This is a genomic window from Devosia sp. P2_G7 (assembly GCF_056403495.1).
Window position 1 is genome coordinate 467,611 of sequence record NZ_JBFUFI010000002.1, and the last position, 24,577, is coordinate 492,187.

Genomic DNA, 24,577 nt, shown 5'->3' on the forward strand with positions numbered 1-24,577 from the left:
CCGTTATTCCGCCGCCTGCGCCGGGGCCAGGCCGCCCTGCTGCTCGATGAAGCTGATGATCTCGTCGAGGTTTTCGCGGCGCAGCAGGTCGGCGAACACGTAAGGGCGGCCTTCGCGCACCTTCCTGGTGTCGGCTTCCATCACCTCGAGGCTGGCGTTCACGTATTGCGCGATGTCGGTGTGGGTGACGACCAGCAGGTCCGAGCGGGTGATGGCCGGGCCGCCTTTGCGCGGGATCTTTTCGCCCTGCGCCACCGAGATCACGTAGAGCGTGATGTCGGCGAGGTCGGGCGAGAAGGTCGCGGCGAGATTGTCGCCGCCGGACTCGATCAGGATGATGTCGAGGTCGGGGAACTTGCGATTGAGGTCGGCGATCGCCGCGAGGTTAAGCGAGGCGTCTTCGCGGATCGCGGTGTGCGGGCAGCCGCCGGTTTCGACCCCGACGATGCGATCTTCCGATATCGCCTGCACCCGGTTGAGGATCAGCGCGTCTTCCTTGGTGTAGATGTCGTTGGTGACCACCGCCATCGAGTAGCGGTCGCGCATCGCCTTCAGCAGCATTTCGCAGAGCGTCGTCTTGCCGGAGCCGACGGGGCCGCCGATGCCGACGCGGAGGGGACCGTTGAGCGATTTCATATGAGCCTCATGATGACGAGGAGGAGGTAGCCGGCGCCCAGCGCGAGGCAGAGCGGGGAATAGTTCTTGCGGTCGAGCGTGGCGAACGGCTCGACAGGGAAGGCGGTGCGCCAGCGCTCGGTATAGCCGATGGCGCCGCGGCCGAGGAACACGGCGGCGAGCACGACGCCGATCAGCGTCAGGCCGATGCCGCCGGCCGCATGGTCGGCGAGAGACAGGGCGAGGACGCCCGCTACGAGCACCAGGATGGCGACGACCAGCGAGGCGAAACGCGGCACACGGGTGACGCCGGGCTTGCCGATCACAGTGCGGGCCAGCAGCTCCGGATCGCGGATCGGCCAGGGGCTGCCGACCGACCAGAGCAGATGCGCGAGCCCCACCGCCAGCAGCACGACAAAGATCAGGGCGGCAATCACCATGCTCATGAACGAAAAATCCTCGGTTCCAGCGTCTCGTGGCGCATCTGCGCGATATCGGCGGCGTAGGCGATCGCGCCGAGATCGGCAAGGGTCGCCGTAGCCGCGGATGTCGCAAGCGCGGCGACACGTGGTTCGAGGGTGGAGAGGACACGGAGGCCATCGGACTGGCCGAGTGGCACGAGGCGCACGGCCACCGAGATCTGGCCGTGGACGCTGGCAGTGAGCCAGGCGAGAAGCGTGTCGGCGAGGTCGATCCCGTGGCCGGCGGCAAGGGCGCCGACGGCGACCGGGTAGGGGCAGGGCTGCGGCAGCAACTCCAGCACGTGCGATGGCCAGAATTTCATGGCCCGGGCATAGGAATCACCGGTGATGGTGGTTTCGAGCCAGCGCTCTTTCGAGCCGTTGAGCGCCAACGACAGGCCGGCCAACTCGCTCAGCAGCGCCGCATCGTTCGCGGAGCGATGCGCATGCGCCAAGAGGATCGCATCCGTCCGGATGCCCCCATGCGCCAGCGCGCCCTCGATCCAGTTCTGCAAGCGTTCGAAATCGGTTACGCGACGATCCGCAATCGCCGTCTCAAGTCCGGCCGACCAGGCAAACGAGCCAACCGGGAAGGCCGGCGACAGCCAGGTCACCAGTTTCTGCAGCGCAGCGGGATCAGTCATCGATTGAGCAGCGCATGGGCCGGTTCATGGCTATGCGAATAGGCCCCTTCCTCGGGGCTGAACGGCTCGGTCACGTCGGTCACCGTGGCGCCGAGGCCGCGCAGCATGTCGCGGATGACGTGATCGCGAAGGATCAGCACCCGGCCGTCCTCGATCTGCGTCTTCAAATGCCGGTTGCCCAGGTGCCAGCAGAGCCGCATCAGGTGCTCTTTGTCCCGCCCGCGCACATCGTAGAGCTGCTCCTCGCCGGCGATGATCTCGACCAGCCGGCCGTCCTCGAGCTTCAGCGACGAGCGATCGGCCAGGGTCACCGGCTCGGGGAAATCGACCAGCACGGTGTCGCCATGCACCAGCGTCAGCATGCGACGGCGCACGCGGCGCTCATCGTGCATCAGGATGGCGAGGTCGAAGGGCGTACCGGCTTCACCGGGCGGCAAATAGCCAACCGCGCGGAACGTCTGCGGCATAGGGGACTCACAATGACTAACGAGGCTTCCCAACCTTCGCCGCGAGCTTATCTACCAACGGCCGTCATCGCAAATGCGGTGTCACGCGCGCCTTCAGCAGAGCCACCAGCTCGGGTTGCATGTACGTGTAGTCGTCGGGGATATCGATGCAGATGATCCGCGCCGACCTGATACGCCTGCCAAACTCACGCGATAGCTTTGCCCGGTGGGCGCGCTCCATCACGAAGATGATGTCGACTCCCTCCAGATGCTCTGGCGTCAGGCGCTCTTCGGCGTCTGGAGCGAGGCCGGCGGACGCAGCCTTGATGCCTGGATAGTCGGCAAAGACGCGCTCTGCCGTTGGCGAGCGCAAGCGGTTTCGACTGCAGACAAAGAGAATGCGCTGCACCCTAGACGCGCGCGTCAAAGAGAAACGCGCCCCACCAGAATTGATAGGCGAGGTGGGACAGGACCAGCGCCAAGTGGTAGCGGCGGTTGGTGGTCCAGACCGCGATGGCACAGAGCGCGACGCCGAACGGCACCTGGATCAGGTAACCGATGCCGAGGGAGTCGAGATACGGCTCGCCCTTGATGATGGTGTCGACGATATCGAGGACAAACGTGGCGCCGAACAGCGCGAAGAACCACTTGCGGCGCTTGAGGAAGAAGTCCTCGTATCCATCGTAGTCGGCCAGGCTATCGGGGAAGAGCAGGGCGGCGAGGCCGAACAGCGTAATCGAATAGCCGATCAGGAAGGCGAAGGTGCCGAACGACCAGACCTTGAGTTCGGCGAGCTCGTACTCCCACCACCAGAACAGGATGAGTTCGATCGAGATCGATAGCACCCAGAGCAGGTGGACGAGCGACAGCTTGGCGCGTTGCGGGTGCTGGATGATACCCGCGGTGCCCATCAGCAGGCGGGTGAGGCCGAGGCCCACGACCGTCCCCATGACGATGCGCACGTGGATGAACACATCGTGGGCGGTGCCGGTGTCCATCGTTCAACTCAGGGGGTGTTGTTGGCTTCCGAGCAGTTCACCGGCGTCTGCGGCTCGGCCATCAGATCGGTGAGCGTCGCATCGGTGCCCTTGGTCCAGAACTCATACTGGCCGGACACGTATTTCGCGCCCGAGCCGGACATCACGTTGACGAACACCAGCCGCTCGGGCCCGATCGGCACGATGGCCAGGAAGTTCGGCTTGGCATTGACGAAGTCCACCGAGAACGGTTCGAGCCCCTCGCACTGGTACTCGACGATGTTCCGCTCGAAGCTGCCCTGCAGCGAAAGAACGACCTGCGCGGAAACGTCGACGTTCTGCATCATCGCAGCTGTAGCCAGTTCTTCCATCGGCGATCCCTCCTCGCGAGTCAGAGGAGCGAAGGGTAGCAGAACCGGCCCGTCTGGCTAGGCCGTCTCCAGCGTGTTCGGCCGCGGCTGATAACCGTCGATGTCCGAATAGCCGTACTCGAGGGCAAGATCTGCGCTGGTGAAGACCTTGCCGGATTTGGCCATCAGCTCCGGATCGGCGGCGAGACGCGCCACGGCGCGGCCCTGGAACTCAGGGCTCTCCGAGTTCGACATGTCGAAATACTGGGCGTGCTTCAGTACCTCCTCGGTGCGGACGAGGCCGGGGTAGAGTGCCACGGCCGCCACATCGAACTCGCGCATCTGGTGAGCGACGTCGGCTGCCATCTTGTCCGTGGCGGCCTTGGAGACGCCGTAGATGACGTTCTGCATGAACTTCTGCGCCGCCCAGAACGAGATGTTGACGATGAGCCCGGAGCGCTGCCGCGCCATTGCCTCCGTCGCGACCCGGATAGCGCACCAGGAGGAGCGCACACCAACGCCGATCATTGCGTCCCACCGCCACATTGGCTGCTGCCAGATCGGATCGACCCAGGTGAAGCGGTTGTCCTCCTCCATGCGCTCGTAGCCGGGCCAGGCCGAGTTCACGAGGATGTCGAGCCGCCCCTCATCGGCGAGCACGCGCCGCACGACGCCCTCGGTCTCCACGTCATGGGCATGGTCGACCCGATGCGCAACGCAGCGGCCGGGATAGCGGGCAGATTCGTTCAGCACCGAGGCAAGCGAGCCGGCACGGTCAAGGCCCTCGGGGTGCTCTCCATCCCGCACGGTCCGGCCCGTAATGTGCACCGTGGCACCCGCCTCAAGCAGCCCCAGCGCCACCCCGCGCCCAACACCGCGGCTCGCCCCGGTAACGAGGCATACCTTGCCTGTGAGATCGACTGCCATGCTGTCCTCCCCGACTCAACGATGAGAACGTAGCATGAACAAAGATGCGGGGATAAGTAGCCGCTAGAACGAGAAATACCGCTGCGCCATCGGCAGGACCGCGGCCGGTTCGCAGGTCAGCACTCCCTATTTGCGTGCGCTGTGCCGGCCGCATCCCAGGTTTGCCACTGGAGGGAGGACATTCGCATTGTTCCTAAGCTGATTGCCGCCTGGGGATGCGTACTATTGCGCTATCGCGGAGGAATAAGAAGCGTGGTTTGGCCAGGTGGACGTGCAGTTGCTACCGTCGAGCAGTATTCCGAAGGTGTCGTCCGAAATGCCCTCCGGGCGAACGGGTTCGAGGTCGACGGAGACCAATGCTCGGACTTTCATGAGTTGCTGACGGGCGTGGTTCGTCACGTCGGTTCGCACTATACGCAGATCATCGTTCAGATACTGAACGATCCTGGCGATGATCATTCTGCTCCTGATCTGGTTTTCTGGTGCGTAGAGGAAATAGCCAGAATATTCTCTTACGCACTACAGAAGATGCAGGCGCGGTTAGTCGATGCGTTCTCCATCTCCATCAGTTGGACGCGACCAATTCGGTGCGCCGAGGCCATGAGCGGCGCCGCATGGCTCGAGGAGGTCTGCGTCGAGGCGGTTACACAGCGGCGCGCGATGCAGGCGCTGCCGGTCAGGTCCTCAAAGATCGAGCGGAACAAGAGGCGCCGGAAGTGGTCGCCGGCAGAGGTGGATGTCGTCGCCGTGCTCAGGACCTACTTCCGATGAACGACGGTGACAAGGAGTCGATCAAGGAACTATTGGCGATCTTCAGGACGCTGATGGCGACCGCGGTTTCAATCCTCTTGGTTGCCACCAACCTACGGTTTAGCGGCTTGCTGGTGCCTGCAAGGCCTGAGCTCTTCATGGCCTCCGTCATCACTCTGCTGGTGGCCTGCGTCAGCTGCCTTGCGATGTTTTTTATCGTTGTCCCAATGATTTACCACCAACAGGCAGACATAATCTACAGGCACAGCGTGGTCACCGTGGGCGTCGTGGCGATCACGACGTTCGTGGCCTCGGTTGTGCTCCTGATCCTCTCGCAAGGTTGGCAGGCGGGCTAGATCGGCGCGCGCTCACGGCGGCGCAGCGCCCCGCCGCTAGAACAGGAAATACCGCTGTGCCATCGGCAACACCGTGGCCGGCTCGCAGGTCAGCAACTCGCCATCCGCCCGCACCTCGTAGGTCTCGGGGTCCACGTCGATATGTGGCGTGGCGGAGTTGTGGATCATCGACGCCTTGCTGATGCCGCCGCGGGTGTTCTCGACCGGCAGCATGCCTTTGGCGACGCCGAGGGTCGCCTGCAGGTTGGTGTCGTAGGCGGCCTGGCTGATGAAGGTGACCGAGGAGTTGGTGCGGAGCTTGCCGTAGGCGCCGAACATCGGGCGGTAGTGCATGGGCTGCGGGGTGGGGATCGAGGCGTTGGGGTCGCCCATCGGGGCGGCGGCGATCGAGCCGCCCATGATCACCATCTCGGGCTTCACGCCGAAGAAGGCGGGCGACCACATCACGAGGTCGGCGCGCTTGCCCACTTCGACCGAGCCGATGTGCCGGCTCAAGCCCTGCGCGATGGCCGGGTTGATGGTGTACTTGGCGATGAAGCGCTTCACCCGGAAATTGTCGTTGTCGCCGGTTTCCTCGGGCAGGCGGCCGCGCTGGCGCTTCATCTTGTCGGCGGTTTGCCAGGTGCGGATGATCACCTCGCCGACGCGGCCCATGGCCTGGCTGTCGGACGAGATCATCGAGAACGCGCCGATATCGTGGAGGATATCCTCCGCTGCGATGGTTTCCTTGCGGATGCGGCTCTCGGCGAAGGCCACGTCCTCGGCGATCGACGGCGACAGATGATGGCAGACCATCAGCATGTCGAGGTGCTCGGCCAGCGTGTTCACCGTGTAGGGCCGGGTCGGGTTGGTTGAGGAGGGGAGCACGTTGGGGAGGCTCGCCACCTTGATGATATCGGGGGCGTGGCCGCCGCCGGCACCTTCGGTGTGGAAGGCGTGGATGGTGCGGCCCTTGAAGGCGCGCACCGTGTCCTCGACGAAGCCGCTCTCGTTCAGCGTGTCGGTGTGGATCATCACCTGCACGTCATAGGCGTCGGCGACGGCGAGGCAATTGTCGATGGTGGCGGGCGTGGTGCCCCAGTCCTCGTGCAGCTTCAGCGACGAGGCGCCCGCGAGGATCATCTCCTCGAGCGGGGGAGGGAGCGAGGCGTTGCCCTTGCCGGCGAGGCCGAGGTTCATCGGGAAGGCGTCAAAGCTCTCGATCATCCGGTGGATGTGCCAGGCGCCGGTGCAAGTGGTCGCCAGCGTGCCGTGCGCCGGCCCGGTGCCCCCGCCGATCATGGTGGTGATGCCCGACATCAAGGCTTCTTCGATCTGCTGCGGGGCGATGAAATGGATATGCGCATCCATGCCGCCGGCGGTGATGATCCGGCCTTCCGAGGCGATCACCTCGGTCGAGGGCCCGATGATGATGTCGACATTGGGCTGGGTGTCGGGGTTACCGGCCTTGCCGATGCCGTGGATCTTGCCGTCGCGCAGGCCAATGTCGGCCTTGTAGATGCCGGTGTGGTCGATGATCAGTGCGTTGGTGATCACGGTGTCGACGGCGCCGGCCGCCCGGGTGATCTGGCTCTGGCCCATGCCGTCGCGAATCACCTTGCCGCCGCCGAACTTCACCTCCTCGCCGTAGGTGGTGAGGTCCTTCTCCACCTCGATGAAGAGCTCTGTGTCCGCCAGCCGCACCCGGTCGCCGGTGGTCGGCCCGTACATCTGGGCATAGGTAGAGCGAGAGATGCGAGCGGGCATGATGGTCCTTCCGGGCGACGCTGAGGACGGTCGTTTCGACCGCCTCGACGCGCCATTTCAACCGCCTAAGATTGAGGCTGTCCAGCGATTTGGCGCGAAATTACGCAGATAGGCGCGGGGTGGCGGGGAAGTGCTACTCCAGCACCACGATCCGTTCGGCCTCGACCCGTCTGGCACGCAGCAGGCTGCGCTCGACCTCGCCCGTGACCTGGACCGATGTATGCGGCTCGATCAATCGGTTGCGCCACAGCCGGCGGTCGACTTCGACCAGGATTTCACCGGTTTCATCGCGGAAGCGATAGACGTCGTCGCGATAGCGCTGGACGAAATTGCCGGTGAGGATCACCCGGGTGCCGGGCCGGATTTCGGCCACCTGCGCGACGGTAACCTTGCCCCCGATATGGGGCGAGCCGGGGCCAACGAACTGCGCCGATGCGGGGATCGGCACCGACAGCGCCAGGATCAGGGCGAGCACGAATTTCCACATGCAGCGGCCTCCGATGAGCCCTCAAACCTGTCAGCGAATGCCTCAAGAAAGCGGAAGCCCGATCGGATGCTATTGCATTGAAGTCGAGTACGTTTGGCTCAATTCAACTTCGGATCGGCAGCCTTGGCCTTGCGATAGGCGGCGATGAGGAAGCCGAGGATTTCGTCGAGCAGGCTGTCGCCGGCGCGGACATCAACATCGTTCTGGGTGCGGGCGATCAGCGAGATGGCGAGCACCTGGATGGCGTAGGCGTGCTTGGCCTTACCCTCCTTGTGGAAGTCGTTGCCCTGCTGCTGGAAATCGCTCAGCAGCTTGGCATAGACGGGCGGCGTCATGTTGGCCTTGTAGGCGGCCCAGCTGGGCTGCCTGGCGCGGTCGACGAGGCGCGCGGCGAGGCTGCCGATAAGGAACATCGCCTCGGGGTCCTTGCCGCCATTGCCGCGCAGATCCTGCAGCACGGCCACGAACCGGTCTTTGAAGTCTTCTTCCTTGGTGGCCATCGTCGTCCTGCCCATTGAAACCGGCGCATCCCTAACCGAAATCTTCTGCGATTGCCAAAGCTGTGTGCAGTTCGGCCGGGATTTCGCCACAGCCCGATATTCTAATCCGCGCCAGTCATTTGGAGGCTCACATGAAATCGAGATTCGCCGCCGCGCTCGCCGCAACTTTGCTGATGGCTGCGCCGCAGTTCGCCTATGCGCAGTTCATGGACATCAACGCGATCATTGCCGGCATTGGCAGCTCGGAGTTCCTGCGCGATGCGGAACATGCCAGCGATGCGGCCGGCCTTCGCGTCGTGCGGCTCTCGACCCTCGCTGGCTCCGAGCAGGCGGCGTCGCGGCTCCACTCGGCGATCGATCTCAAGGAGCGCGACGTGCACTACTTGCAGGGCAACCTCATAATCAACCCCATGGCAATGAGCGCGATCCGAAATTCCGGCGTCACGCTCGACCAGATCGTCTCACTAGATGTGTCGGGCGACGGCGGCGGCGTGCTTTACGCGAACGACCTTTAGCGAGACAATTACGCGCAGGTCGCGCAAAATACTGTGAACGGGCAGGAGGAAACCTCTGCCCGTCTGGGGCGTATCCCCATTGTGTTTAACGACAATGGAGATGGACGATGTTTGATCTCAAGGTAATTGCCCTCGCAACGGCGCTCGCTCTCTCGACCGCAAATTTGGCGATTGGTGCTGAAAGTGCCGTTGACGCGCTGACTTCAGCTAGCCACGTGAGCTTCCAGACTGTCTCGAGCCCTTCGGAGATCGTAACGAGCGCCGATAGTGACGGCGCAGTGGATCTCGAGGCGCTGAAGGCGCTCATCCAGCAGAAGCCGGAGTTGCTGGCGCAGCTGGAGAGCTATGGCGCGACGATCGATGACGTGGTCGGCCTCACCGCTACGGACGAGACCGACGTGACGATCTACGTGCTGGGCTAACGGCCGTCGATTATCGACTGGAACGGAAAGGGCGAGGCTCGAAGGCCCCGCCCTTATGCTATCCGCTGGCTAGAGCTTGCCCATGATCTTCTGCTGGAAGCCGTACACGGTCCGGCTTCCCGACAGCGGCACCAACCGAACTTCGCGCGCCTGGCCCGGTTCGAACCGCACGGCGGTGCCGGCGGCGATATCGAGCCGCATGCCGCGAGCCTGCTCGCGATCGAAGCGCAGGCCGGCATTGGTTTCATAGAAGTGGTAGTGCGAGCCGACCTGGATCGGGCGGTCGCCGGTATTGGCGACCTCGATCGTCACCTGCGGGGCGCCGACGTTCAGCTCGATGTCGCCGGGGACGGTGTAGATTTCGCCTGGAATGAGGGCCATCGGCTCACCTGATCGGTTCGTGGACGGTGACGAGCTTGGTGCCGTCGGGGAAAGTGGCTTCGACCTGCACGTCGTGGATCATCTCGGCGATGCCCTCCATCACCTGGGCGCGGCTCACCACGTGTGCGCCGGCTTCCATCAGGTCGGCGACCGAACGTCCGTCGCGGGCGCCTTCGACGACGTAATCGGTGATCAGCGCGATGGCCTCGGGATGGTTTAGCTTCACGCCGCGCTCGAGGCGGCGGCGCGCCACCATGGCGGCCATGGAGATGAGGAGCTTGTCTTTCTCGCGGGGCGTCAGGTTCATCAGTTGTCCTAGAGATGCCAGAGGCGCGGCAGAGCACCGGCGCCGGAGAGTTGGGCGATAATTGGCGTGATGATCTTGCGGAGCGCAAGCCCGGACGCAGCCATGGCGCGGACGACCAGCCGTTCGCCGACGACGCTGGCGCCGGATTGCCCGCTGAGCAGCGCTCTCGCCGGTTCGAGCTTTCGCTCCGCATCAGCGCCGACATAGAGCAGCGTGGCGAAGGCACCCGCCCCGGCGAGCAGCGACAGGCCATCGCGCTCCAGCGGGTCGGCGCTGAGCCGAGTCGCTTCGGCATGGATCAGCCGGCTGCCGCGCCGGATTCGCCAGTTGTCGCGCAGCCGCGCGCCGCGGGCTGCCTCGCCCATGGCCTCGCGGCCGAGAATGATGGCCTCGATGGCGAAGAAGCTGGCGTCCGGGGCGAGATCGACCTCGAGGCTGCGGTTCAGCCGGCCGCCCTCGTAGAGGATGGTCTCCTGCGGCAGCCAGTCGAGACGCGCGCCGGCCCCGACCTCCAGCCGCGTCCGCACATGTGCATCGTCGCCGAGCGAGCGATAGACGCGTTCGCAGGCCTGTGTTGTGAGCACTAGCTTCGCCCCGGGCGCCGCCTTCGCCTCCCATGCAACGTCGTCGCCACCGGTCAGCCCGCCTGCGGTGTTGATCAGCACCGCCTGGAGGCTCGAGTCATGCGTATGCGGCAGCCGGATCTTGGCGCAGCCTTCCTGGAACAGCGTGGTCAGCCGGGTACGGCCATCCAGCACCTGCGTCGCGACACGGCCGACGCCGCGAGCGCGCTGGTGGCGCGGCAGGGCTTCAACTGCCGACACGCCTACACCATCAAATGGCGGCGTACCTCGGGAAGGTCGAGGTCGGCGGCCGGGCCGGAATGCATGATTTCACCGCGATCCATGATGTAGATGTCGTCGGCGATTTCCCGGCAGAAGTCCAGATACTGCTCCACCAGCAGGATGGTCATGCCCTTCTGGTCGCGCAGGAACTGCAGCGCGCGGCCGATATCCTTGATGATCGAGGGCTGGATACCCTCCGTTGGTTCGTCCAGCACGAGAACCTTTGGCCGCGTCACAAGCGCCCGGCCGATCGCCAGCTGCTGTTGCTGGCCGCCACTGAGGTCGCCACCGCGGCGGCCAAGCATGGATTTGAGGATCGGGAACAGTTCGAAGATGTAGTCCGGGATATTGCGGTCCGCCGATTTCAGCGGCGCGTAGCCGGTCTCGAGATTTTCCTTCACCGTCAGCAAGGCGAAGATTTCGCGGCCCTGCGGAACATAGCCAATGCCGAGCCGAGCCCGCTTGTACGGCGGCGCCTTCTTCAACACCTCGTCGTTGAAGACGATCTCGCCCGACGACACATTGTTGATGCCGGTAACCGCCCGCAACGTCGACGATTTGCCCACTCCATTGCGCCCCAGCACGGCGGTGATCTTGCCGGGTTTGGCATCGATGGTGATGCCACGCAGCGCCTGCGCCGCGCCGTAGTGGAGGTCGATGGCTTTGATCGAGAGAGCGGTGCTCATCGGCCCAAATACCTTTCGATGACGATCGGGTTGGCGCTGACCTGGTCCAGCGTGCCTTCGGCCAGTACCGAGCCTTCGGCGAGGCAGGTGACGCGGGTGCCGAGTTCGCGGACGAAGCTCATGTCGTGTTCGACGACAACCACCGAGCGGGTCTTGGCGATGTCCTTGAGCAGCTTGGCCGTCTCGACCGTTTCGGCGTCGGTCATGCCGGCGACGGGTTCGTCGACCAGCAGGAGTTTCGGGTCCTGGGCCAGCAGCATGCCGATCTCCAGCCACTGCTTCTGGCCGTGGCTGAGGTCGGCGGCGAGTTCGTCCTTCCGGGCGGTGAGACGTACGGTTTCGAGGATTTCCTCGATGCGAGCCTTGTCGGCGGCGCTCTCGGAATAGAGCAGGGCCGAGAGCACGCCGCGCGGCTTTTTCAGTGCCAGCACCAGGTTGTCCCAGATGGTGTGGCTCTCGAACACCGTGGGCTTCTGGAACTTGCGGCCGATGCCGAGATTGGCGATCTGCGCCTCGTCGAGCTTGGTGAGGTCGGTACGGCCGTCGAAATACACCTCGCCGTCGTCGGGGCGGGTCTTGCCGGTGATGATATCCATCATGGTGGTCTTGCCGGCGCCGTTCGGGCCGATGATCGCCAGCATCTCGCCCGGGTGGACGATAATGGAGAGATGGTTCAGCGCCTTGAAGCCGTCGAACGAGACGGAGACGCCGTTGAGATAGAGCATGGTGCCGGAGCTATCGTGGGTCATTCGGCGGGTTCCGGCGCGGTCTTGGTCTGGGGCAGGGTGGATGGGTCCTCGCCGGCTTCGGCGGCGGAGCTCGCTTCCTTGCCCTTGCGGGTGCGCAACTTCTGGAACAGCCCGACGATGCCCTTGGGCATGAACAGGGTGACGAAGATGAACAGGCCGCCGAGGCAGTAGAGCCACCAGTCGGGGAAGGCGCCGGTGAAGATCGACTTGCCGGCATTGACCAGCACCGCGCCGATGATCGGCCCGATGATGGTGCCGCGCCCGCCCACGGCGACCCAGATCACTGCCTCGATCGAGTTGGCGGGGTCGAACTCGCCCGGGTTGATGATGCCAACCTGCGGCGTGTAGAGCGCGCCGGCGATACCGGCGAGCACGGCCGAAACGACGAAGGCGAACAGCTTCACGTTCTCCGGCCGCCAGCCGAGGAAGCGGGTGCGGCTTTCGGCATCGCGCACCGCCACCATGACCTTGCCGAGCTTCGAGTTGACGATGGCCGAGCAGATGATCACCGCCAGGGCGAGCGCAAAGGCGGACGCGGCGAACAACGCGGCGCGGGTGGTCGCCGCCTGCACGTTGAAGCCGAGAATGTCCTTGAAGTCGGTGAGCCCGTTATTGCCGCCGAGCCCGAGGTCGTTGCGGAAGAACGCCAGCAGCAGGGCGTAAGTCATCGCCTGGGTGATGATCGAGAGATAGACGCCCGTCACGCGGCTGCGGAAGGCGAACCAGCCAAAGGCGAAGGCGAGCAGCCCCGGCACGAACAGCACCATCAGGAAGGCGAACCACCAGAGGTCGAACCCGTGCCAGAACCACGGCAGGTCGTGATAGTTCAGGAACACCATGAAGTCGGGCAGGATCGGGTTGGCGTAGACGCCGCGCGCCCCGATCTGGCGCATCAGGTACATGCCCATCGCGTAGGCGCCGAGCGCGAAGAACGCCGCGTGGCCGAGCGAGAGAATGCCGCAGTAGCCCCAGACCAGGTCGAGCGCCAAGGCCAGCATGGCGTAGTTCAGGTACTTGCCGAACAGCGGCACGGCGTAGTTCGGCAGGTGGAGCGGGTTGCCCTCGGGAATGACGAGGTTGGCGACTGGAATCGCGATGGCGATGAAGACAAGCGCTGCGACGAGCCAGATGGCCTTCCTGTCGAGGGCCCGGAACAGCATTTGCGTGATCATGATTCAATCGCCCGGCCCTTGAGGGCGAACAGGCCGCGCGGGCGGCGCTGGATGAACAGGATGATGAGGATGAGGATGGCGATCTTCGCCAGCACCGCTCCCGCATAAGGCTCAAGGAACTTGTTGGCGACGCCCAGCGACACCGCGCCGATCAGCGTGCCCCACAGGTTCCCCACGCCGCCGAACACCACCACCATGAAGCTGTCGATGATGTAGCCCTGGCCGAGGTTCGGCGAGACGTTGTCGATCTGGCTCAGCGCGACGCCGGCCATGCCGGCAATGCCCGAGCCGAGCCCGAAGGTCATGGCGTCGACGAACGGGGTGCGGATGCCCATGGCCGAGGCCATGCGCCGGTTCTGCGTCACGGCCCGCATCTGGAGGCCCAGCGGCGTGCGGTTGAGGATGATCTGCAGGGCGATGAACACGGCGATGGCGAAGACGATGATCCAGAGCCGATTCCAGGTAAAGCTCAGGTTCCACAGATCGAACGTGCCGCTCATCCAGCTGGGCGGCTGCACCAGCTTGTTGGTCGGTCCGAAGATCGATCGCACCAGCTGCTGCAGCACCAGCGACAGCCCCCAGGTGGCGAGCAGCGTTTCCAGCGGCCGGCCATAAAGCCAGCGGATGATGCCGCGCTCGATGCCGACGCCGACCAGCGCGGTGAACAGGAACGCTGCGGGCACCGCGAAGGCGAGGGAGTACTCCATCAGCCCGGGCGCCACCTGCTGGATCACCAATTGCGTGACATAGGTCACGTAGGCGCCGAGCATCACCATCTCGCCATGCGCCATGTTGATGACGCCCATCACGCCGAAGGTGATGGCGAGGCCGATGGCGGCAAGCAGCAGCACCGAGCTCAGCGAGATGCCGTAGAGGAGGTTCTGACCCACATCCCACACGGCGAGCGTCCGGCCGATCGAGTCAATGCCGGCCTGGATGGTCGGCTTCAGCTCGTCCGGAGCCGCGGCCAGCGAGTTGACCAACACGTTCTGCGCGGCGCGATCGTTGTGCGAAATCACCGTCTCGACGGCGGCGCGCTTGTCTTCCAGCGCCCCCTCGGTCTTCAGCACGATGACGGCGCGGGCCAGTTCCATGGTGCTCTTGATGCCGGGGTCGGTTTCCGCTGCAAGCGCCTGGTCGAGCAGTTCCAGCATCGCCGGGTCGGCGTTCTTCAGGATGCTCTGCGCCGCCGACAGCCGGGTCGGCTGATCCGGGCTCAGCAGCGTCATCTTGCCGATGGCGGTGCGGATCTTGCCGCGGAGGCCATTGTTGGTCTTGATCTTATCGAGGTCGCCACTCGGCACCGTGCCGAGGTCCGTGCCGTCGACCGGGTCAACCAGCGCGAAGTCGCCGCCGGCCTTCGTGGCGATCACCACCTTCTGGTCGGACTCGCGGATGTAGAGATTGCCGTCGCTCAGCGCCTGCAGCACCGGCGGCACGCGTTCGTCGCCGGTCGCGACGAGAACGTCCATGGCCTTGGTGCGGTCGGCGAAGCTCCCGGGGCCGAGCGCATTGATCTGCGCGGCAAAGTCGTCCTGCGCCAGGGCGGGCAGGGGGGCGAAAGCTACAGCGATCAGGAAGGCTATCAGAGTGAGAATTCGGGTGGCCATCGTGGTCGCTCTATCGCCAGAGTAGAGGGGCGTAACGAGTTGGGTGGCGACGGYGGGGAGCCGCCGTCGCCGGGAGGTGCGGATTACATCGCTGCCGGAGCAGCGCCGCAGGTCTTGGTAGCGGTGTCGAAGTGGCCGCAACCGGTCAGAGGATCGGTCCAGTCGGCTTCGATGCCCTTGTCTTCCGGCAGCACGTCCGACCAGGCATCGCCCGGGACGTCGCCTTCGGTCTGCCACACGGTTTCGAACTGGCCGTCAGCCTGGATTTCGCCGATCAGCACGGGCTTGGTCAGGTGGTGGTTCGGCAGGACCTTGGCAGTGCCGCCGGTGAGGTTCGGCACTTCGAGCCCGACGATGGCCTTGAGGACCGCGTCGGTGTCGGTGGTGCCGGCCTTTTCGACCGCCTGGACCCAGAGGTTGAAGCCGAGATAGGCCGCTTCCATCGGATCGTTCGTGGTGCGCTTGTCGTTGCCGATATAGGCGTGCCAGTTCTTGATGAACTCGGCATTGGCGTCGTTCTCCACCGACTGGAAGTAGTTCCAGGCGGCGAGGTGGCCGACGAGAGCCGAAGTGTCCATGCCGGCGAGCTCTTCTTCACCGACCGAGAAGGCGACGACCGGGATGTCCTCGGCCGAGATGCCCTGGTTGCCCAGTTCCTTGTAGAACGGCACGTTGGCGTCGCCGTTGATGGTCGAGACCACGGCGGTCTTCTTGCCGGCCGAGCCGAATTCCTTGATCGAGGCGACTTCGGTCTGCCAGTCGGAGAACCCGAACGGGGTGTAGTTGATCTTGATGTCTTCCGCGGCCACGCCCTTGTCCTTGAGGTACTGCTCGAGGATCTTGTTGGTGGTGCGCGGGTAGACGTAGTCGGTGGCTTCGAGGACCCAGCGCTTCACCGAACCGCCTTCTTCGCTCATCAGGTAGTCGACGGCGGGAATGGCCTGCTGGTTCGGGGCGGCGCCCGTGTAGATCACGTTCTTCTCGGACTCTTCGCCCTCGTACTGCACGGGGTAGAAGAGGATCGAGTTCAGTTCCTTGAACACCGGCAGGACCGACTTGCGCGACGACGAGGTCCAGCAGCCGAACACGGCGGCGACCTTATCGACGGCGATCAGCTCGCGGGCTTTTTCGGCAAAGAGCGGCCAGTCGGAGGCCGGATCGACCACGACCGGCTCGAGCTTCTTGCCGAGGAGGCCGCCCTTCTTGTTCTGCTCGTCGATGAGGAAGAGCATCGTGTCCTTCAGGGTGGTCTCCGAGATGGCCATCGTGCCCGACAGCGAGTGGAGAACGCCCACCTTGATGGTGTCCTCAGCATAAGCAGCTAAGGGCGCGAGCGCCCCGGCAGTCATCGCGACCCCCAGGCCGATCCCGGCCATCATGCGATTGATACCTGTCATACTTACCTCCGACAGTTTGGTTGTTTGCACCGGGGAGGAAGTTGCAATCGCCGTGCCAGCAGTGAAAATCGCAGGTAAGCCGCTGACTCTGCTGGGATCTTCCGAGCGCCGCCGCGTCTGCCCGAGCCGGTCGTTGCATAATGGCTGCGTCTGGCTGCCGGTTCTCTGAGCAGCCAAATTAGTGTCTGCTTAAGATTTGAGCAGCCCGGAGGGCGGCGTCAGAACTGACCGGTGCATCTTGTAGCCACCTCGATGCATCCTGGGATGACCGCGCTTTGCAGCCTTGCTAAAAAACCTCCACCGGAAGTTTCGCTTCCGGCAGAGGTTGTTTGCACCACACCCTCGGCCCCGCGTCGGCAACGGCGCGGGGTTTTGCGCTCCGGCGAGTGCTTCTTCGCCAATCGCCACTTTAGCCCGCAACCATTCCGCCCGCCTGCCGTTACCCGAACGAGCCGCCGGTACTTGCCGGTGGGTAGAGATATCGGCCGATGCGGTGAGGGCTGACGCTCCCTTGTCGTTGACGCCGGTGGGGCGCGAAGCTTCGGCTTCGCGCCTTCTTTCTGCCTCCATCCGTGGGCGAACTCGCAAATCTACGCATTTGTTGGAGGGTGGTGCGGTGGTGACCCGTAGTCGCTCATCAACGGCGCGTTGGGCATGGACGCAGTTGCTCGCGGAGCAGGGCTTCGCGGCAATTTACCTGAGCCTGGTCGAGTAAATGTCGGGGCGACTCGGCCGCGTTCATAAGTGCTGAAAACCTGTCAGCGGTCTGTCATCTTCCGATAGTACCCGCTTTACTGGAGTTGCTCGCCGCCAGAAGTAAATAGTGCCACCGGCGGGCTGTGGCCGGCGCCATGGGATTCCGGCCTTCCCGTCGCCTGGGCCCAGAGCAGATCGTCTCAAACATGTATCTGGAGGTAAGGGCTGACCAGTATCCACGCCCGCGATGCCCGGCGACAATTCGCATTGAACTCAAGGTTCAACCTAATTGTCGATGTCCTACGCGTTAGTACGCAAAGCGGTACGCAAAATGTATTGGTAAGTGCGAGTGCGTATTTTGAGCAATTGCTTGAATATCGGAATGAATCACACAACCAAGGTCAAGTTGACGGCCTTTCGAGCGGAACTTAGCCATGTTCACATACGTGTCTATTCGTCGGCAGAATGGCGGCGGATGTCAGGGAGTATGTCATGAGAAGCAATGTTGTTGCGGCGTTGGCGACGTTCACAGTCGTCGTCGGGATGAGCGCCGCGCCCGTTAGTGCGGCCGGACTGCTCGGTGGGGTTGTCGACACCGTCACCGACACTGTTACCGATACGGTAGACACTGTTACCGGCACGGTCGACGAAGTAACCGGTGGCGGCGGCACCAATGTTGGCGGGCTGGTGTCGCTGAACGACCAAGGCAACAATGCCCTGGTCAACCTCGACGTGGGGGGCGGCAACAATGTCCTCAACGCGGCGGTCGGCAACGGCAACAAGCCGCTCGTCAATGCCAATGTCTCGACCAACGGGCTGCTGAAGAACACGACGGTTTCGCTCGACCTGGCCGGTCTCGAGCTCGAACTCGGCGTCAACCTGGAGCTGCTTGAGGTCATCGGCGGTGGCGGTGGTGGTGGCGGCAACGGTAATGGCAATGGCAATGGCGGCGGCAACGGTGCGGGCGGCAATGGCAACCGCATCCTGGTCGGCAGCCTCGGTGGCGAGAACTTCGTGATCAACTGCGCCGTCAACAATACGCGGCAGCTGCTGCAGATCGCGGCGGCCGGCAAGCTCAGCGGTGCCGAGATCAAGGCATGGATGCGCGCCGCCAATGTTCAGGTGGTCCCGATCAAGCTTTGCCCGGCGGCCAAGAAGCAGGTCGCGCAGATCCTCGCCAAGAGCAAGAAGATCAACCTGCTGCGTCGGGCCGTGATGTCCGATGCGCTGATCACCGCATCGCTCGGTCGCACACGCTACGACGCCGGGGACGTGATCGCCGTACAGCGCAAGGGCGGTCAGCTGGTGGTCTACGTGTACTGATCTCCTCTAGGTCGTGGCCTAGAGAATGGCGCGGAGCTCTCTCCGCGCCATTTTTCATTCACGTAAGTACATGGATACGTCGAGATAAGTGAAAACGTGTAGTTATTCAAAATGAGTCGTTCTTGTGAGAAATGCGATAACTAAATTGACGGCGACAAACCTTGCGAAAGCTTAACTGACAGCGTCCTGTCAGCTTGACGTATCTAAGTTCAGCTCAGTTGCTAACTGGGAGATACAGTCATGAAAAGCAGCGCGATTGCACTATTGGCAGCAGTTGTACTAGTTGCGGGCACCAACGTGGCCCCGGTACAGGCCGCTGGCCTTCTCGGTGGGATACTTAGTGGCGACAGCGACTCCGACGTCAGCGTCGGCGGCCTCGTCGACGTCAACACCGGGGGCGCCAGCGATGACTCGCTGGTCAATGTTGGCCTTGGCGCCGACAGCGACACCAACCTTGAAATCAACCTTGGCGGCGACGACGACGATGACGACGATGGCCTGCTTGGCGGCGTCGGCGGCTTGGTGGACATCGGCGGCGATGACGATGGCAGCGTGCTCGATGTCGATCTGGGCGGCGAGGACGACGACGACAATAACAGCCTGCTGAACCTCGACCTGGGCGGCAACGACGGCGATGGACTGCTCGGCAACCTTGGTCTCGGTGGCGACGGCGATGGCCTGCTCGGCGACCTCGATCTCGATTTGGGCGGCGATGACGGCGTGCTCGGCAACCTGGATATCGGCGACGTCGATCTCGACGACCTCGACCTTGATCTGGGTGGTGACGACGGCCTGCTCGGTGATCTGAATCTCGACGGCGTGGACCTCGATGGCCTCGATCTGGACGATATCGACGTCGGCCTGGGCGACGATCTGCTCGGTGGCATCGACCTGGACAATCTTGATGTTGGTCTCGGCGACGTAGATCTGGGCGGCGAAGACGGCGTGCTCGGCGGTGGCCTTGGCCTCGGCAATCTGGCCGATCTGGGTGGGGTGGGTGATCTCGGTGGTCTGGACGACCTCGGCGTCGGCGACCTCGGCCTGGGCGACGTCGGTCTGGGCGGCGTCGGGCTTGGCGATGACCTGCTCGACCTGGGTGATCTGGGTCTCGGCGACCTGGGTCTCGGCGGCTTGGGCGACCTCGGGCTGGGTGGTCTCGATCTCAGCAACCTGGTCGGCGATCTCGGCCTGGGCGATCTGCTCAATCTGAGCGACATCCTTGGCGACCTCAACATCGACCTCGGCACCATTGGCGGTGGCGGCAACGGCAACGGCAATGGCAATGGCGGCAACGGTAACGGAGGGAATGGCGGGAACGGTGGAAACGGTGGCAACGGCGGCGGTGGAACGATCGTCCGCGTAGCCAGCAACGGCGGCGCCGGCGGCTTCATCAACAGCCAGGCTTGCTCGATCCAGGAAGGCCGTCAGGCCGTATCTCTGGCATCCAACATGCAGCTCAACCGCGCCCTGTTCGAGCGGGTGGGCACCGTCAAGGTCGTGCCGGTCCAGCTGTGCGGGCCGACACGCGCCAAGATCGCAGAGCTGTTCGGCAAGAGCAGCAAGGTCCAACTGCTGCAGCGCGCGGTGAGCGGCAACGCCAGCCTCTCAGCTCGCATCAGCGGTTCGGGCTATAGCGCCGGCGACGTCTTCGCAGTGTCGCGCAGCGGCGGTCAGTTGACGGTGTACGTGTTCTGATCTGACCCCACGATCAGAACTCGAAAGAAGGGCGCGGGTCCGCAACCCCGCGCCCTTCGCCTATTGGCAGGGTTATTCCGCCGGGGCAGGGGGCGCCCCGCCCTCCGCCGCATCGGCAGCCGCCAGTTCGCTCTGCAATCGGGCCTCCTCGAGCGCCTTGGGCTTCGAGAACCGCGCCAGCAACAGGTAGGCCACCGGTGTCAGGTACAGCGTCGAAACCGCGGCAAAGCTTAGCCCACCCACCATGATCCAGCCGAGTGCCGCCCGCGCTTCCGATCCGGCGCCACCCGCAATGATCAGCGGCACGCCGCCGAGCACCGTGGCGATCATGGTCATCACCACCGGTCGCAGCCGGATGTTGGCCGAGTTCTCCACCGCCTCGCGGACGTTCTGGCCGCGGTCGCGCAACTGGTTGGCGAACTCGACGATCAGGATGCCGTTCTTGGCCATGATGCCCACCACCAGCACCAGCCCGATCTGGCTATAGACGTTGAGTGTCACCCCGGTCAGCAGCATCGCGAACACCGCACAGGCGAGCCCGAACGGCACCGTCGCCATGACGATGATGGCGCTCCATACGCTCTCGAACTGCGCCGCCAGCACCAGCAGGATGACGATCAGCGCGAAGCCGAAGGTGATGATCAGGCCGTTATTGCTCTCGCCGAGCGTCTTGGCCTCCGCCATCGGGATGATCGCCGCGCCCTCCGGCAGCAGCGGCTGGGCGATCGTCACGGCCTCGTTGTAGGCGTCCCCGAGCGCAAAGCCGTCGGTCAGTGCCGCGGTGACGGTGACCGCCCGGCGCTGCTGCTCGCGGCCGAGCGAGGGCGCGATCGGCGCCTCAGTCAGCGATGCGATGGTCGACATCGGCACGTAGCGGCCGTCGGTGGTCTTCAGGAAGATCGACTCGAGGTCGCCGGGGTCGTTCACCGGGCTCGAGGTCGAGGTCATGCGCACGGAGAAGCTGGCGTCGTTGATGAACACGGTGCCGACGTCCGAGCCGTCGATCATCGCCTGCATGGTGGTGCCGAGCCCGTTGATGTCGATCCCCAACTGCGCCGCCTTCTCGCGGTCGATGGTCAGCGTCATCTGCGGCTGCGTCGTCTCGTAGTTCACCGAGACGCGGCCCCATTTCTCGTCCTTCTCCAGCTCCGCCTTCACCTTGTTGGCGGCATCGGAGAGGGTGGCATAGTTGTCCCCCACCAGCGCGAACTGCAGCCCGGAGCCACCACCACGTACGCCGAGGCTGTTGCCCTGACGGATGGTGGCGCGAACGCCCGGCACCTGGGTCAGCAGTTGGGTGATCTCGGCAGCGATTTGCTGCTGGCTGCGCTGCCGGTGCTCCCAGTCGGCCAGCGTCAGGATGATGAAGCCGGAATTGGTGTTCGAGCCAAAGCCCGAGATCGAGAAGATGCTCGTCGCCTCGCCGCTTGCCTTGTAGGGCGCCACGAGGTCCTCGATCTTCTGCATCTGGGTGCGGGTGAAATCGAGGCTCACCGTCGCCGGGGCGCTGACGTTGATAGCAATCGAGGCCCGGTCCTCGGGCGGGGTCAGTTCCTGCTTCAGCGTGCCGAACGCCACATAGGCGGCCCCGGCGAACAGCACCGCGATGACGATCACCACCAGTGGATTGTCGAGCGCCAAATGCAGGGTGCGCCGGTAAATCCCGGCCAGCACGCCGCCGAAGCGCTGCACCGCATTGCGCGGCCGCTCGACATGCGGCTTCAGCAGCCGCGACGCCATCATCGGCGCCAGCGACAGCGCTACCACCGCCGACAGCCCCACCGAGATGGCGAGGGTAAAGCCGAACTCGCGGAACAGCAGCCCGGTCTGACCCGGCAGGAACGAGATCGGGATGAACACGGCGGCAAGGGTCAGGGTGGTCGCCACCACCGCGAAGAACACCTCCTGCGTCCCCAGCACCGCCGCGGCGCGCGGGCCAAGACCCATGCCGCGCCGCCGCGTGATGTTCTCGAGCACCACGATGGCGTCGTCCACGACGAGGCCTGTGGCGATCACAAGGGCCAGCAATGTCAGGATGTTGAGCGAGAAACCGAAGGCATAGATTCCGGCCACCGTACCGATCAGCGCCACCGGCATGGTGATGGCTGGGATGATGGTCGCCCGCCAATCGAGGAGAAACAGGAAGATGATGACGATGACGCCGAACACGGCGATCAGCAGCGAGCGCTCGACCTCGTGGATGGCGCCCGAAATGAACACCGACTCGTCGGACGAGATGTTGATGTTCACTCCCGGCGGGAGCGCGCTCTTCAGGTCCGCGACCGCCTTCTTCACCCCCTCGGAAATCTGCACCGTGTTCGATTGAGCCTGCCGGACGATGCCGAGCCCGATGCCGGACTTGCCGTCCGCTCGCAGCCCCGAGTTCGAGGCGCCGGGTGAGAACACCACGCTCGCCACATCGCCGAGCCGTGTCGTCCCCTTGATGACGATGTTCTCGAACTGCTCGGGCGTGTTCACCTCGGCAATGGCGCGGATGGCGATGTTCTGGTTGGTGCCGTTGAGCGAGCCGGCCGGGCTGTCGAAAGCAATGGTCGAGAGCGCGTTGCGGATATCGCCGACGGTCAGCCCGAGACTCGCGAGTTTCACCTGATCGACGTCGATCTCAAAACTCTTGTCCTGGCTGCCGTTGATCTGCACGTCGGCAACGCCCGGCACGGCGGCCAGCCGCTCGGAGATGGTGTTCTCGACCAGCGCCGTCAGCTCATCCTTGGGCATGGTGTCGGAGGTGACGGCCAGCTGGATGATCGCCTGCGCATTCGAGTCCGCCTTGACGATAGTCGGCGTCTCGGCACCATCGGGCAGCCGGTTGGTGATGCGGCCGAGCGCGTCGCGGATATCGGAGGTGGCGTTGTCGAGGTTGGTGCCGTCGTTGAACGTCATCGACACACGGCTGCGGCCATAGGACGAATCCGACGAGATCGACGCCACGCCCTGGATCCGCGCCACCACGCCCTCGATGGCCGAGGTGATTTCGCGGTCGACCGTCTCGGCGGCGGCGCCGGGGAAGTTGGTGGAAATCGAGAGAGTAGGGCGCTCGACGCTCGGCAGCTCACGGATCTCGACGCCGAAGAAGGCCGCCAACCCCGCCACAATGATCAGGCAGCTGACGACGATCGCCAGCACCGGCCGCCGCACGAACAGCCCGGCAATGGCCCCACCGCGCTCGTTCTGGGATTGGATGCTCACGACGGGTTCGCCTCGGCCGGCTTCTGCCGCTTGCGCCCCTCGCCACCACCATCCGCCGGCGCGTCCAGCAGCCGCACGCTGGCCCCAGCCGTCAGCTGCTGCACGCCCTGCGTCACCACCTGCTCGCCCGCGGCGAGTTCCGCCTTCACCAGCACGCCGTCGGAGTTGCGCTGGATGATCTCCACCGGCACCCGTTTGACCTTGCCGTCGACGAACTTCCACAGATAGCTCCCCTGGCTCGACCACTGGATGGCCAGCGGATCGACCGAAGGGAACTGCTCGCCCGGAAAGCTCATACTCACGGAGAACGACATACCGGGCTTGAGCCGGCCCTCGTCGTTGGGGATCGCGGCTTCCACCTTCAGCGTCCGGCTTGCCGGATCGATGCGGTTGTCGACGGCGCTGACCTCGCCCGCGATGGTCTGGCCGGGCAGCGCCACGGCCGCAGCGGTCAGCGGCATCCCGGTGGCGATGGCCGAGGCGTAGCGCTCCGGTACCCAGAAGCTGACGAGGATATGCGAGGTGTCCTCGATGGTGGTCACCACGGTCTGCGCCGTGACGGTATTGCCGGGGCTGACCTGGAACAGTCCGACGGTTCCGCCGATCGGGGTGGAGATCGTGCGCTTCTGCAGCGCCAGGTCGGCATTCTGCAGCTCGAGCCGGGCATTGTTGAACGCCAGCTGTGCCGCCGCGACCTGCACGGTGGTGGTGGTGCTGGCCTTGGCCAGCTCATTGGTGCGATCGAGCGCTGTCTGGGCGTCGTCGAAAGCGAGCTTGGCCCGCTCCTGGGCGATCTGTTCGGCATCGGCATCGAGGTGCCCGATCACCGCCTTGGCCGCCACCACGTCGCCCGGGTTGACCAGCAGCTCGGTGAGCGTGCCGTTCGCCGGCGAAACCACCGTAACCGAATGGGCCGCCGCGCCCTCGCCGATCGAGGTCAGCTTGTCGTTGATGGTCGCGAGCAGCACCGGGGCGGTCACCACCACCATGGTGCGGTTGCCACCGCGTCCGCCGCCGCCACCTCCGGCGCGCTGGCCGCCGGCCTGCTGCTGGGCCGGTGCTCCGGCGGGGCTGGTCGCGGCTTCAGCCGGCTCGCCGAAGGGCAGGGTGATGCCGAAGCGGGCCAGCGTCTGGGGCGCACCGGGCACAAGGAAGATGTATGCGGCCGCGGCCGCTCCCAAAATGACGAGCGAAAGCAGCAATTGCCTGAACAAGCGACCGATTCCCAAAGAGATATGCCCCAGCCGGATCAGGGGCAGAACGGCCCGGACGATAGCATCGCCATCCCCCGGTGCACATTAACTCGCCGTAAC

General features: G+C 64.4%; 27 protein-coding genes. 6 read left to right on the forward strand and 21 right to left on the reverse strand.

Features of this window, described 5'->3' with window-relative positions; translation table 11 throughout:
- Positions 1-3: 3 nt before the first annotated feature.
- From ureG to AC1DWU_RS05580, 8 genes are all read right to left on the reverse strand, one after another.
- Entirely contained in the window at positions 4-636 is a 633-nt protein-coding gene (gene ureG, locus AC1DWU_RS05545; protein WP_477148965.1) for an urease accessory protein UreG, read from the reverse strand.
- Entirely contained in the window at positions 633-1,061 is a 429-nt protein-coding gene (locus AC1DWU_RS05550; protein ID WP_477148966.1) for a DUF3995 domain-containing protein, read from the reverse strand. The genes ureG and AC1DWU_RS05550 overlap by 4 nt, the downstream gene beginning before the upstream one ends.
- Positions 1,058-1,720, reverse strand: a complete 663-nt coding sequence (locus AC1DWU_RS05555; RefSeq protein ID WP_477148967.1) for an urease accessory protein UreF — start codon at positions 1,718-1,720, stop codon at positions 1,058-1,060. Before AC1DWU_RS05555 ends, AC1DWU_RS05550 begins: the two co-directional genes overlap by 4 nt.
- Positions 1,717-2,187 carry an urease accessory protein UreE gene (locus AC1DWU_RS05560; RefSeq protein ID WP_477148968.1) on the reverse strand — a complete coding sequence of 157 codons (471 nt, stop codon included), beginning with the start codon at positions 2,185-2,187 and terminating at the stop codon, positions 1,717-1,719. The genes AC1DWU_RS05555 and AC1DWU_RS05560 overlap by 4 nt, the downstream gene beginning before the upstream one ends.
- 64 nt (positions 2,188-2,251) lie before the next feature.
- Complete coding sequence (locus AC1DWU_RS05565) at positions 2,252-2,575, reverse strand: low molecular weight protein tyrosine phosphatase family protein (protein ID WP_477148969.1); 324 nt, start codon at positions 2,573-2,575, stop codon at positions 2,252-2,254.
- Position 2,576: 1 nt separating this feature from the next.
- A complete protein-coding gene (locus AC1DWU_RS05570; protein WP_477148970.1) occupies positions 2,577-3,164 on the reverse strand; it encodes a hypothetical protein in 588 nt (195 codons plus the stop codon).
- A gap of 8 nt (positions 3,165-3,172) precedes the next feature.
- Positions 3,173-3,514, reverse strand: coding sequence for an MliC family protein (locus tag AC1DWU_RS05575; RefSeq protein ID WP_477148971.1), 342 nt, complete (start codon positions 3,512-3,514; stop codon positions 3,173-3,175).
- A 57-nt stretch (positions 3,515-3,571) separates the two neighbouring features.
- Complete coding sequence (locus AC1DWU_RS05580) at positions 3,572-4,420, reverse strand: SDR family NAD(P)-dependent oxidoreductase (RefSeq protein WP_477148972.1); 849 nt, start codon at positions 4,418-4,420, stop codon at positions 3,572-3,574.
- A 225-nt stretch (positions 4,421-4,645) separates the two neighbouring features.
- Here AC1DWU_RS05580 and AC1DWU_RS05585 point away from each other — a divergent pair, with 225 nt between their 5' ends.
- Both AC1DWU_RS05585 and AC1DWU_RS05590 read left to right on the forward strand, forming a co-directional pair.
- On the forward strand, positions 4,646-5,191 hold the full coding sequence (locus tag AC1DWU_RS05585) for a hypothetical protein (protein WP_477148973.1): 546 nt from the start codon (positions 4,646-4,648) through the stop codon (positions 5,189-5,191).
- Entirely contained in the window at positions 5,188-5,526 is a 339-nt protein-coding gene (locus AC1DWU_RS05590) for a hypothetical protein (RefSeq protein ID WP_477148974.1), read from the forward strand. Before AC1DWU_RS05585 ends, AC1DWU_RS05590 begins: the two co-directional genes overlap by 4 nt.
- Positions 5,527-5,562: 36 nt before the next feature.
- Here the strand turns inward: AC1DWU_RS05590 and ureC are convergent, their stop codons facing one another.
- The 3 genes from ureC to AC1DWU_RS05605 form a co-directional block, all read right to left on the reverse strand.
- Positions 5,563-7,272, reverse strand: a complete 1,710-nt coding sequence (gene ureC / locus AC1DWU_RS05595) for an urease subunit alpha (RefSeq protein WP_477148975.1) — start codon at positions 7,270-7,272, stop codon at positions 5,563-5,565.
- A gap of 133 nt (positions 7,273-7,405) precedes the next feature.
- On the reverse strand, positions 7,406-7,759 hold the full coding sequence (locus AC1DWU_RS05600; protein WP_477148976.1) for a NirD/YgiW/YdeI family stress tolerance protein: 354 nt from the start codon (positions 7,757-7,759) through the stop codon (positions 7,406-7,408).
- 98 nt (positions 7,760-7,857) lie between these two features.
- On the reverse strand, positions 7,858-8,259 hold the full coding sequence (locus AC1DWU_RS05605) for a hypothetical protein (protein WP_477148977.1): 402 nt from the start codon (positions 8,257-8,259) through the stop codon (positions 7,858-7,860).
- Positions 8,260-8,390: 131 nt separating this feature from the next.
- On the opposite strand from AC1DWU_RS05605, the gene AC1DWU_RS05610 reads away from it, so the two are divergent.
- Together AC1DWU_RS05610 and AC1DWU_RS05615 are read left to right on the forward strand one after the other, a co-directional pair.
- Positions 8,391-8,774, forward strand: coding sequence for a hypothetical protein (locus AC1DWU_RS05610; RefSeq protein WP_477148978.1), 384 nt, complete (start codon positions 8,391-8,393; stop codon positions 8,772-8,774).
- A 107-nt stretch (positions 8,775-8,881) separates the two neighbouring features.
- Complete coding sequence (locus tag AC1DWU_RS05615) at positions 8,882-9,196, forward strand: hypothetical protein (RefSeq protein WP_477148979.1); 315 nt, start codon at positions 8,882-8,884, stop codon at positions 9,194-9,196.
- Positions 9,197-9,265: 69 nt separating this feature from the next.
- On the opposite strand, the gene AC1DWU_RS05620 is transcribed toward AC1DWU_RS05615, so the two are convergent.
- The 8 genes from AC1DWU_RS05620 to urtA form a co-directional block, all read right to left on the reverse strand.
- A complete protein-coding gene (locus tag AC1DWU_RS05620) occupies positions 9,266-9,577 on the reverse strand; it encodes an urease subunit beta (RefSeq protein WP_477148980.1) in 312 nt (103 codons plus the stop codon).
- A 4-nt stretch (positions 9,578-9,581) separates the two neighbouring features.
- A complete protein-coding gene (locus AC1DWU_RS05625) occupies positions 9,582-9,884 on the reverse strand; it encodes an urease subunit gamma (RefSeq protein WP_477148981.1) in 303 nt (100 codons plus the stop codon).
- Positions 9,885-9,892: 8 nt separating this feature from the next.
- Positions 9,893-10,708, reverse strand: a complete 816-nt coding sequence (locus AC1DWU_RS05630; RefSeq protein WP_477148982.1) for an urease accessory protein UreD — start codon at positions 10,706-10,708, stop codon at positions 9,893-9,895.
- A gap of 2 nt (positions 10,709-10,710) precedes the next feature.
- Complete coding sequence (gene urtE, locus AC1DWU_RS05635; RefSeq protein ID WP_477148983.1) at positions 10,711-11,415, reverse strand: urea ABC transporter ATP-binding subunit UrtE; 705 nt, start codon at positions 11,413-11,415, stop codon at positions 10,711-10,713.
- Positions 11,412-12,164, reverse strand: a complete 753-nt coding sequence (gene urtD, locus AC1DWU_RS05640; RefSeq protein WP_477148984.1) for an urea ABC transporter ATP-binding protein UrtD — start codon at positions 12,162-12,164, stop codon at positions 11,412-11,414. Before urtD ends, urtE begins: the two co-directional genes overlap by 4 nt.
- Entirely contained in the window at positions 12,161-13,336 is a 1,176-nt protein-coding gene (gene urtC, locus AC1DWU_RS05645; protein WP_477148985.1) for an urea ABC transporter permease subunit UrtC, read from the reverse strand. The genes urtD and urtC overlap by 4 nt, the downstream gene beginning before the upstream one ends.
- Positions 13,333-14,946: an urea ABC transporter permease subunit UrtB gene (urtB, locus tag AC1DWU_RS05650; RefSeq protein WP_477148986.1), complete on the reverse strand. Its 1,614-nt coding sequence runs from the start codon at positions 14,944-14,946 to the stop codon at positions 13,333-13,335. The genes urtC and urtB overlap by 4 nt, the downstream gene beginning before the upstream one ends.
- Positions 14,947-15,029: 83 nt before the next feature.
- Positions 15,030-16,295, reverse strand: coding sequence for an urea ABC transporter substrate-binding protein (gene urtA / locus AC1DWU_RS05655; protein WP_477149069.1), 1,266 nt, complete (start codon positions 16,293-16,295; stop codon positions 15,030-15,032).
- 1,236 nt (positions 16,296-17,531) lie between these two features.
- Between urtA and AC1DWU_RS05660 the strand changes: the two genes are divergently transcribed.
- Both AC1DWU_RS05660 and AC1DWU_RS05665 read left to right on the forward strand, forming a co-directional pair.
- A complete protein-coding gene (locus AC1DWU_RS05660) occupies positions 17,532-18,362 on the forward strand; it encodes a hypothetical protein (RefSeq protein ID WP_477148987.1) in 831 nt (276 codons plus the stop codon).
- A 240-nt stretch (positions 18,363-18,602) separates the two neighbouring features.
- Entirely contained in the window at positions 18,603-20,057 is a 1,455-nt protein-coding gene (locus AC1DWU_RS05665; protein WP_477148988.1) for a hypothetical protein, read from the forward strand.
- Between the two features lie 72 nt (positions 20,058-20,129).
- Here the strand turns inward: AC1DWU_RS05665 and AC1DWU_RS05670 are convergent, their stop codons facing one another.
- Positions 20,130-23,264 (reverse strand): efflux RND transporter permease subunit, encoded by a 3,135-nt coding sequence (locus tag AC1DWU_RS05670; RefSeq protein WP_477148989.1) that lies wholly within the window; start codon positions 23,262-23,264, stop codon positions 20,130-20,132.
- Entirely contained in the window at positions 23,261-24,478 is a 1,218-nt protein-coding gene (locus AC1DWU_RS05675; protein ID WP_477148990.1) for an efflux RND transporter periplasmic adaptor subunit, read from the reverse strand. Before AC1DWU_RS05675 ends, AC1DWU_RS05670 begins: the two co-directional genes overlap by 4 nt.
- Positions 24,479-24,577: the final 99 nt, after the last annotated feature.

Excerpts from the sequence above, each read along its gene's own strand:
- ureG (WP_477148965.1), bottom strand. The coding sequence starts at position 636 with ATGAAATCGCTCAACGGTCCCCTCCGCGTCGGCATCGGCGGCCCCGTC.
- AC1DWU_RS05550 (WP_477148966.1), bottom strand. The coding sequence starts at position 1,061 with ATGAGCATGGTGATTGCCGCCCTGATCTTTGTCGTGCTGCTGGCGGTG.
- AC1DWU_RS05555 (WP_477148967.1), bottom strand. The coding sequence starts at position 1,720 with ATGACTGATCCCGCTGCGCTGCAGAAACTGGTGACCTGGCTGTCGCCG.
- AC1DWU_RS05560 (WP_477148968.1), bottom strand. The coding sequence starts at position 2,187 with ATGCCGCAGACGTTCCGCGCGGTTGGCTATTTGCCGCCCGGTGAAGCC.
- AC1DWU_RS05570 (WP_477148970.1), bottom strand. The coding sequence starts at position 3,164 with ATGGACACCGGCACCGCCCACGATGTGTTCATCCACGTGCGCATCGTC.
- AC1DWU_RS05575 (WP_477148971.1), bottom strand. The coding sequence starts at position 3,514 with ATGGAAGAACTGGCTACAGCTGCGATGATGCAGAACGTCGACGTTTCC.
- AC1DWU_RS05580 (WP_477148972.1), bottom strand. The coding sequence starts at position 4,420 with ATGGCAGTCGATCTCACAGGCAAGGTATGCCTCGTTACCGGGGCGAGC.
- AC1DWU_RS05590 (WP_477148974.1), top strand. The coding sequence starts at position 5,188 with ATGAACGACGGTGACAAGGAGTCGATCAAGGAACTATTGGCGATCTTC.
- ureC (WP_477148975.1), bottom strand. The coding sequence starts at position 7,272 with ATGCCCGCTCGCATCTCTCGCTCTACCTATGCCCAGATGTACGGGCCG.
- AC1DWU_RS05600 (WP_477148976.1), bottom strand. The coding sequence starts at position 7,759 with ATGTGGAAATTCGTGCTCGCCCTGATCCTGGCGCTGTCGGTGCCGATC.
- AC1DWU_RS05605 (WP_477148977.1), bottom strand. The coding sequence starts at position 8,259 with ATGGCCACCAAGGAAGAAGACTTCAAAGACCGGTTCGTGGCCGTGCTG.
- AC1DWU_RS05610 (WP_477148978.1), top strand. The coding sequence starts at position 8,391 with ATGAAATCGAGATTCGCCGCCGCGCTCGCCGCAACTTTGCTGATGGCT.
- AC1DWU_RS05615 (WP_477148979.1), top strand. The coding sequence starts at position 8,882 with ATGTTTGATCTCAAGGTAATTGCCCTCGCAACGGCGCTCGCTCTCTCG.
- AC1DWU_RS05620 (WP_477148980.1), bottom strand. The coding sequence starts at position 9,577 with ATGGCCCTCATTCCAGGCGAAATCTACACCGTCCCCGGCGACATCGAG.
- AC1DWU_RS05625 (WP_477148981.1), bottom strand. The coding sequence starts at position 9,884 with ATGAACCTGACGCCCCGCGAGAAAGACAAGCTCCTCATCTCCATGGCC.
- urtE (WP_477148983.1), bottom strand. The coding sequence starts at position 11,415 with ATGAGCACCGCTCTCTCGATCAAAGCCATCGACCTCCACTACGGCGCG.
- urtD (WP_477148984.1), bottom strand. The coding sequence starts at position 12,164 with ATGACCCACGATAGCTCCGGCACCATGCTCTATCTCAACGGCGTCTCC.
- urtC (WP_477148985.1), bottom strand. The coding sequence starts at position 13,336 with ATGATCACGCAAATGCTGTTCCGGGCCCTCGACAGGAAGGCCATCTGG.
- urtB (WP_477148986.1), bottom strand. The coding sequence starts at position 14,946 with ATGGCCACCCGAATTCTCACTCTGATAGCCTTCCTGATCGCTGTAGCT.
- urtA (WP_477149069.1), bottom strand. The coding sequence starts at position 16,295 with ATGACTGCCGGGGCGCTCGCGCCCTTAGCTGCTTATGCTGAGGACACC.
- AC1DWU_RS05660 (WP_477148987.1), top strand. The coding sequence starts at position 17,532 with ATGAGAAGCAATGTTGTTGCGGCGTTGGCGACGTTCACAGTCGTCGTC.
- AC1DWU_RS05665 (WP_477148988.1), top strand. The coding sequence starts at position 18,603 with ATGAAAAGCAGCGCGATTGCACTATTGGCAGCAGTTGTACTAGTTGCG.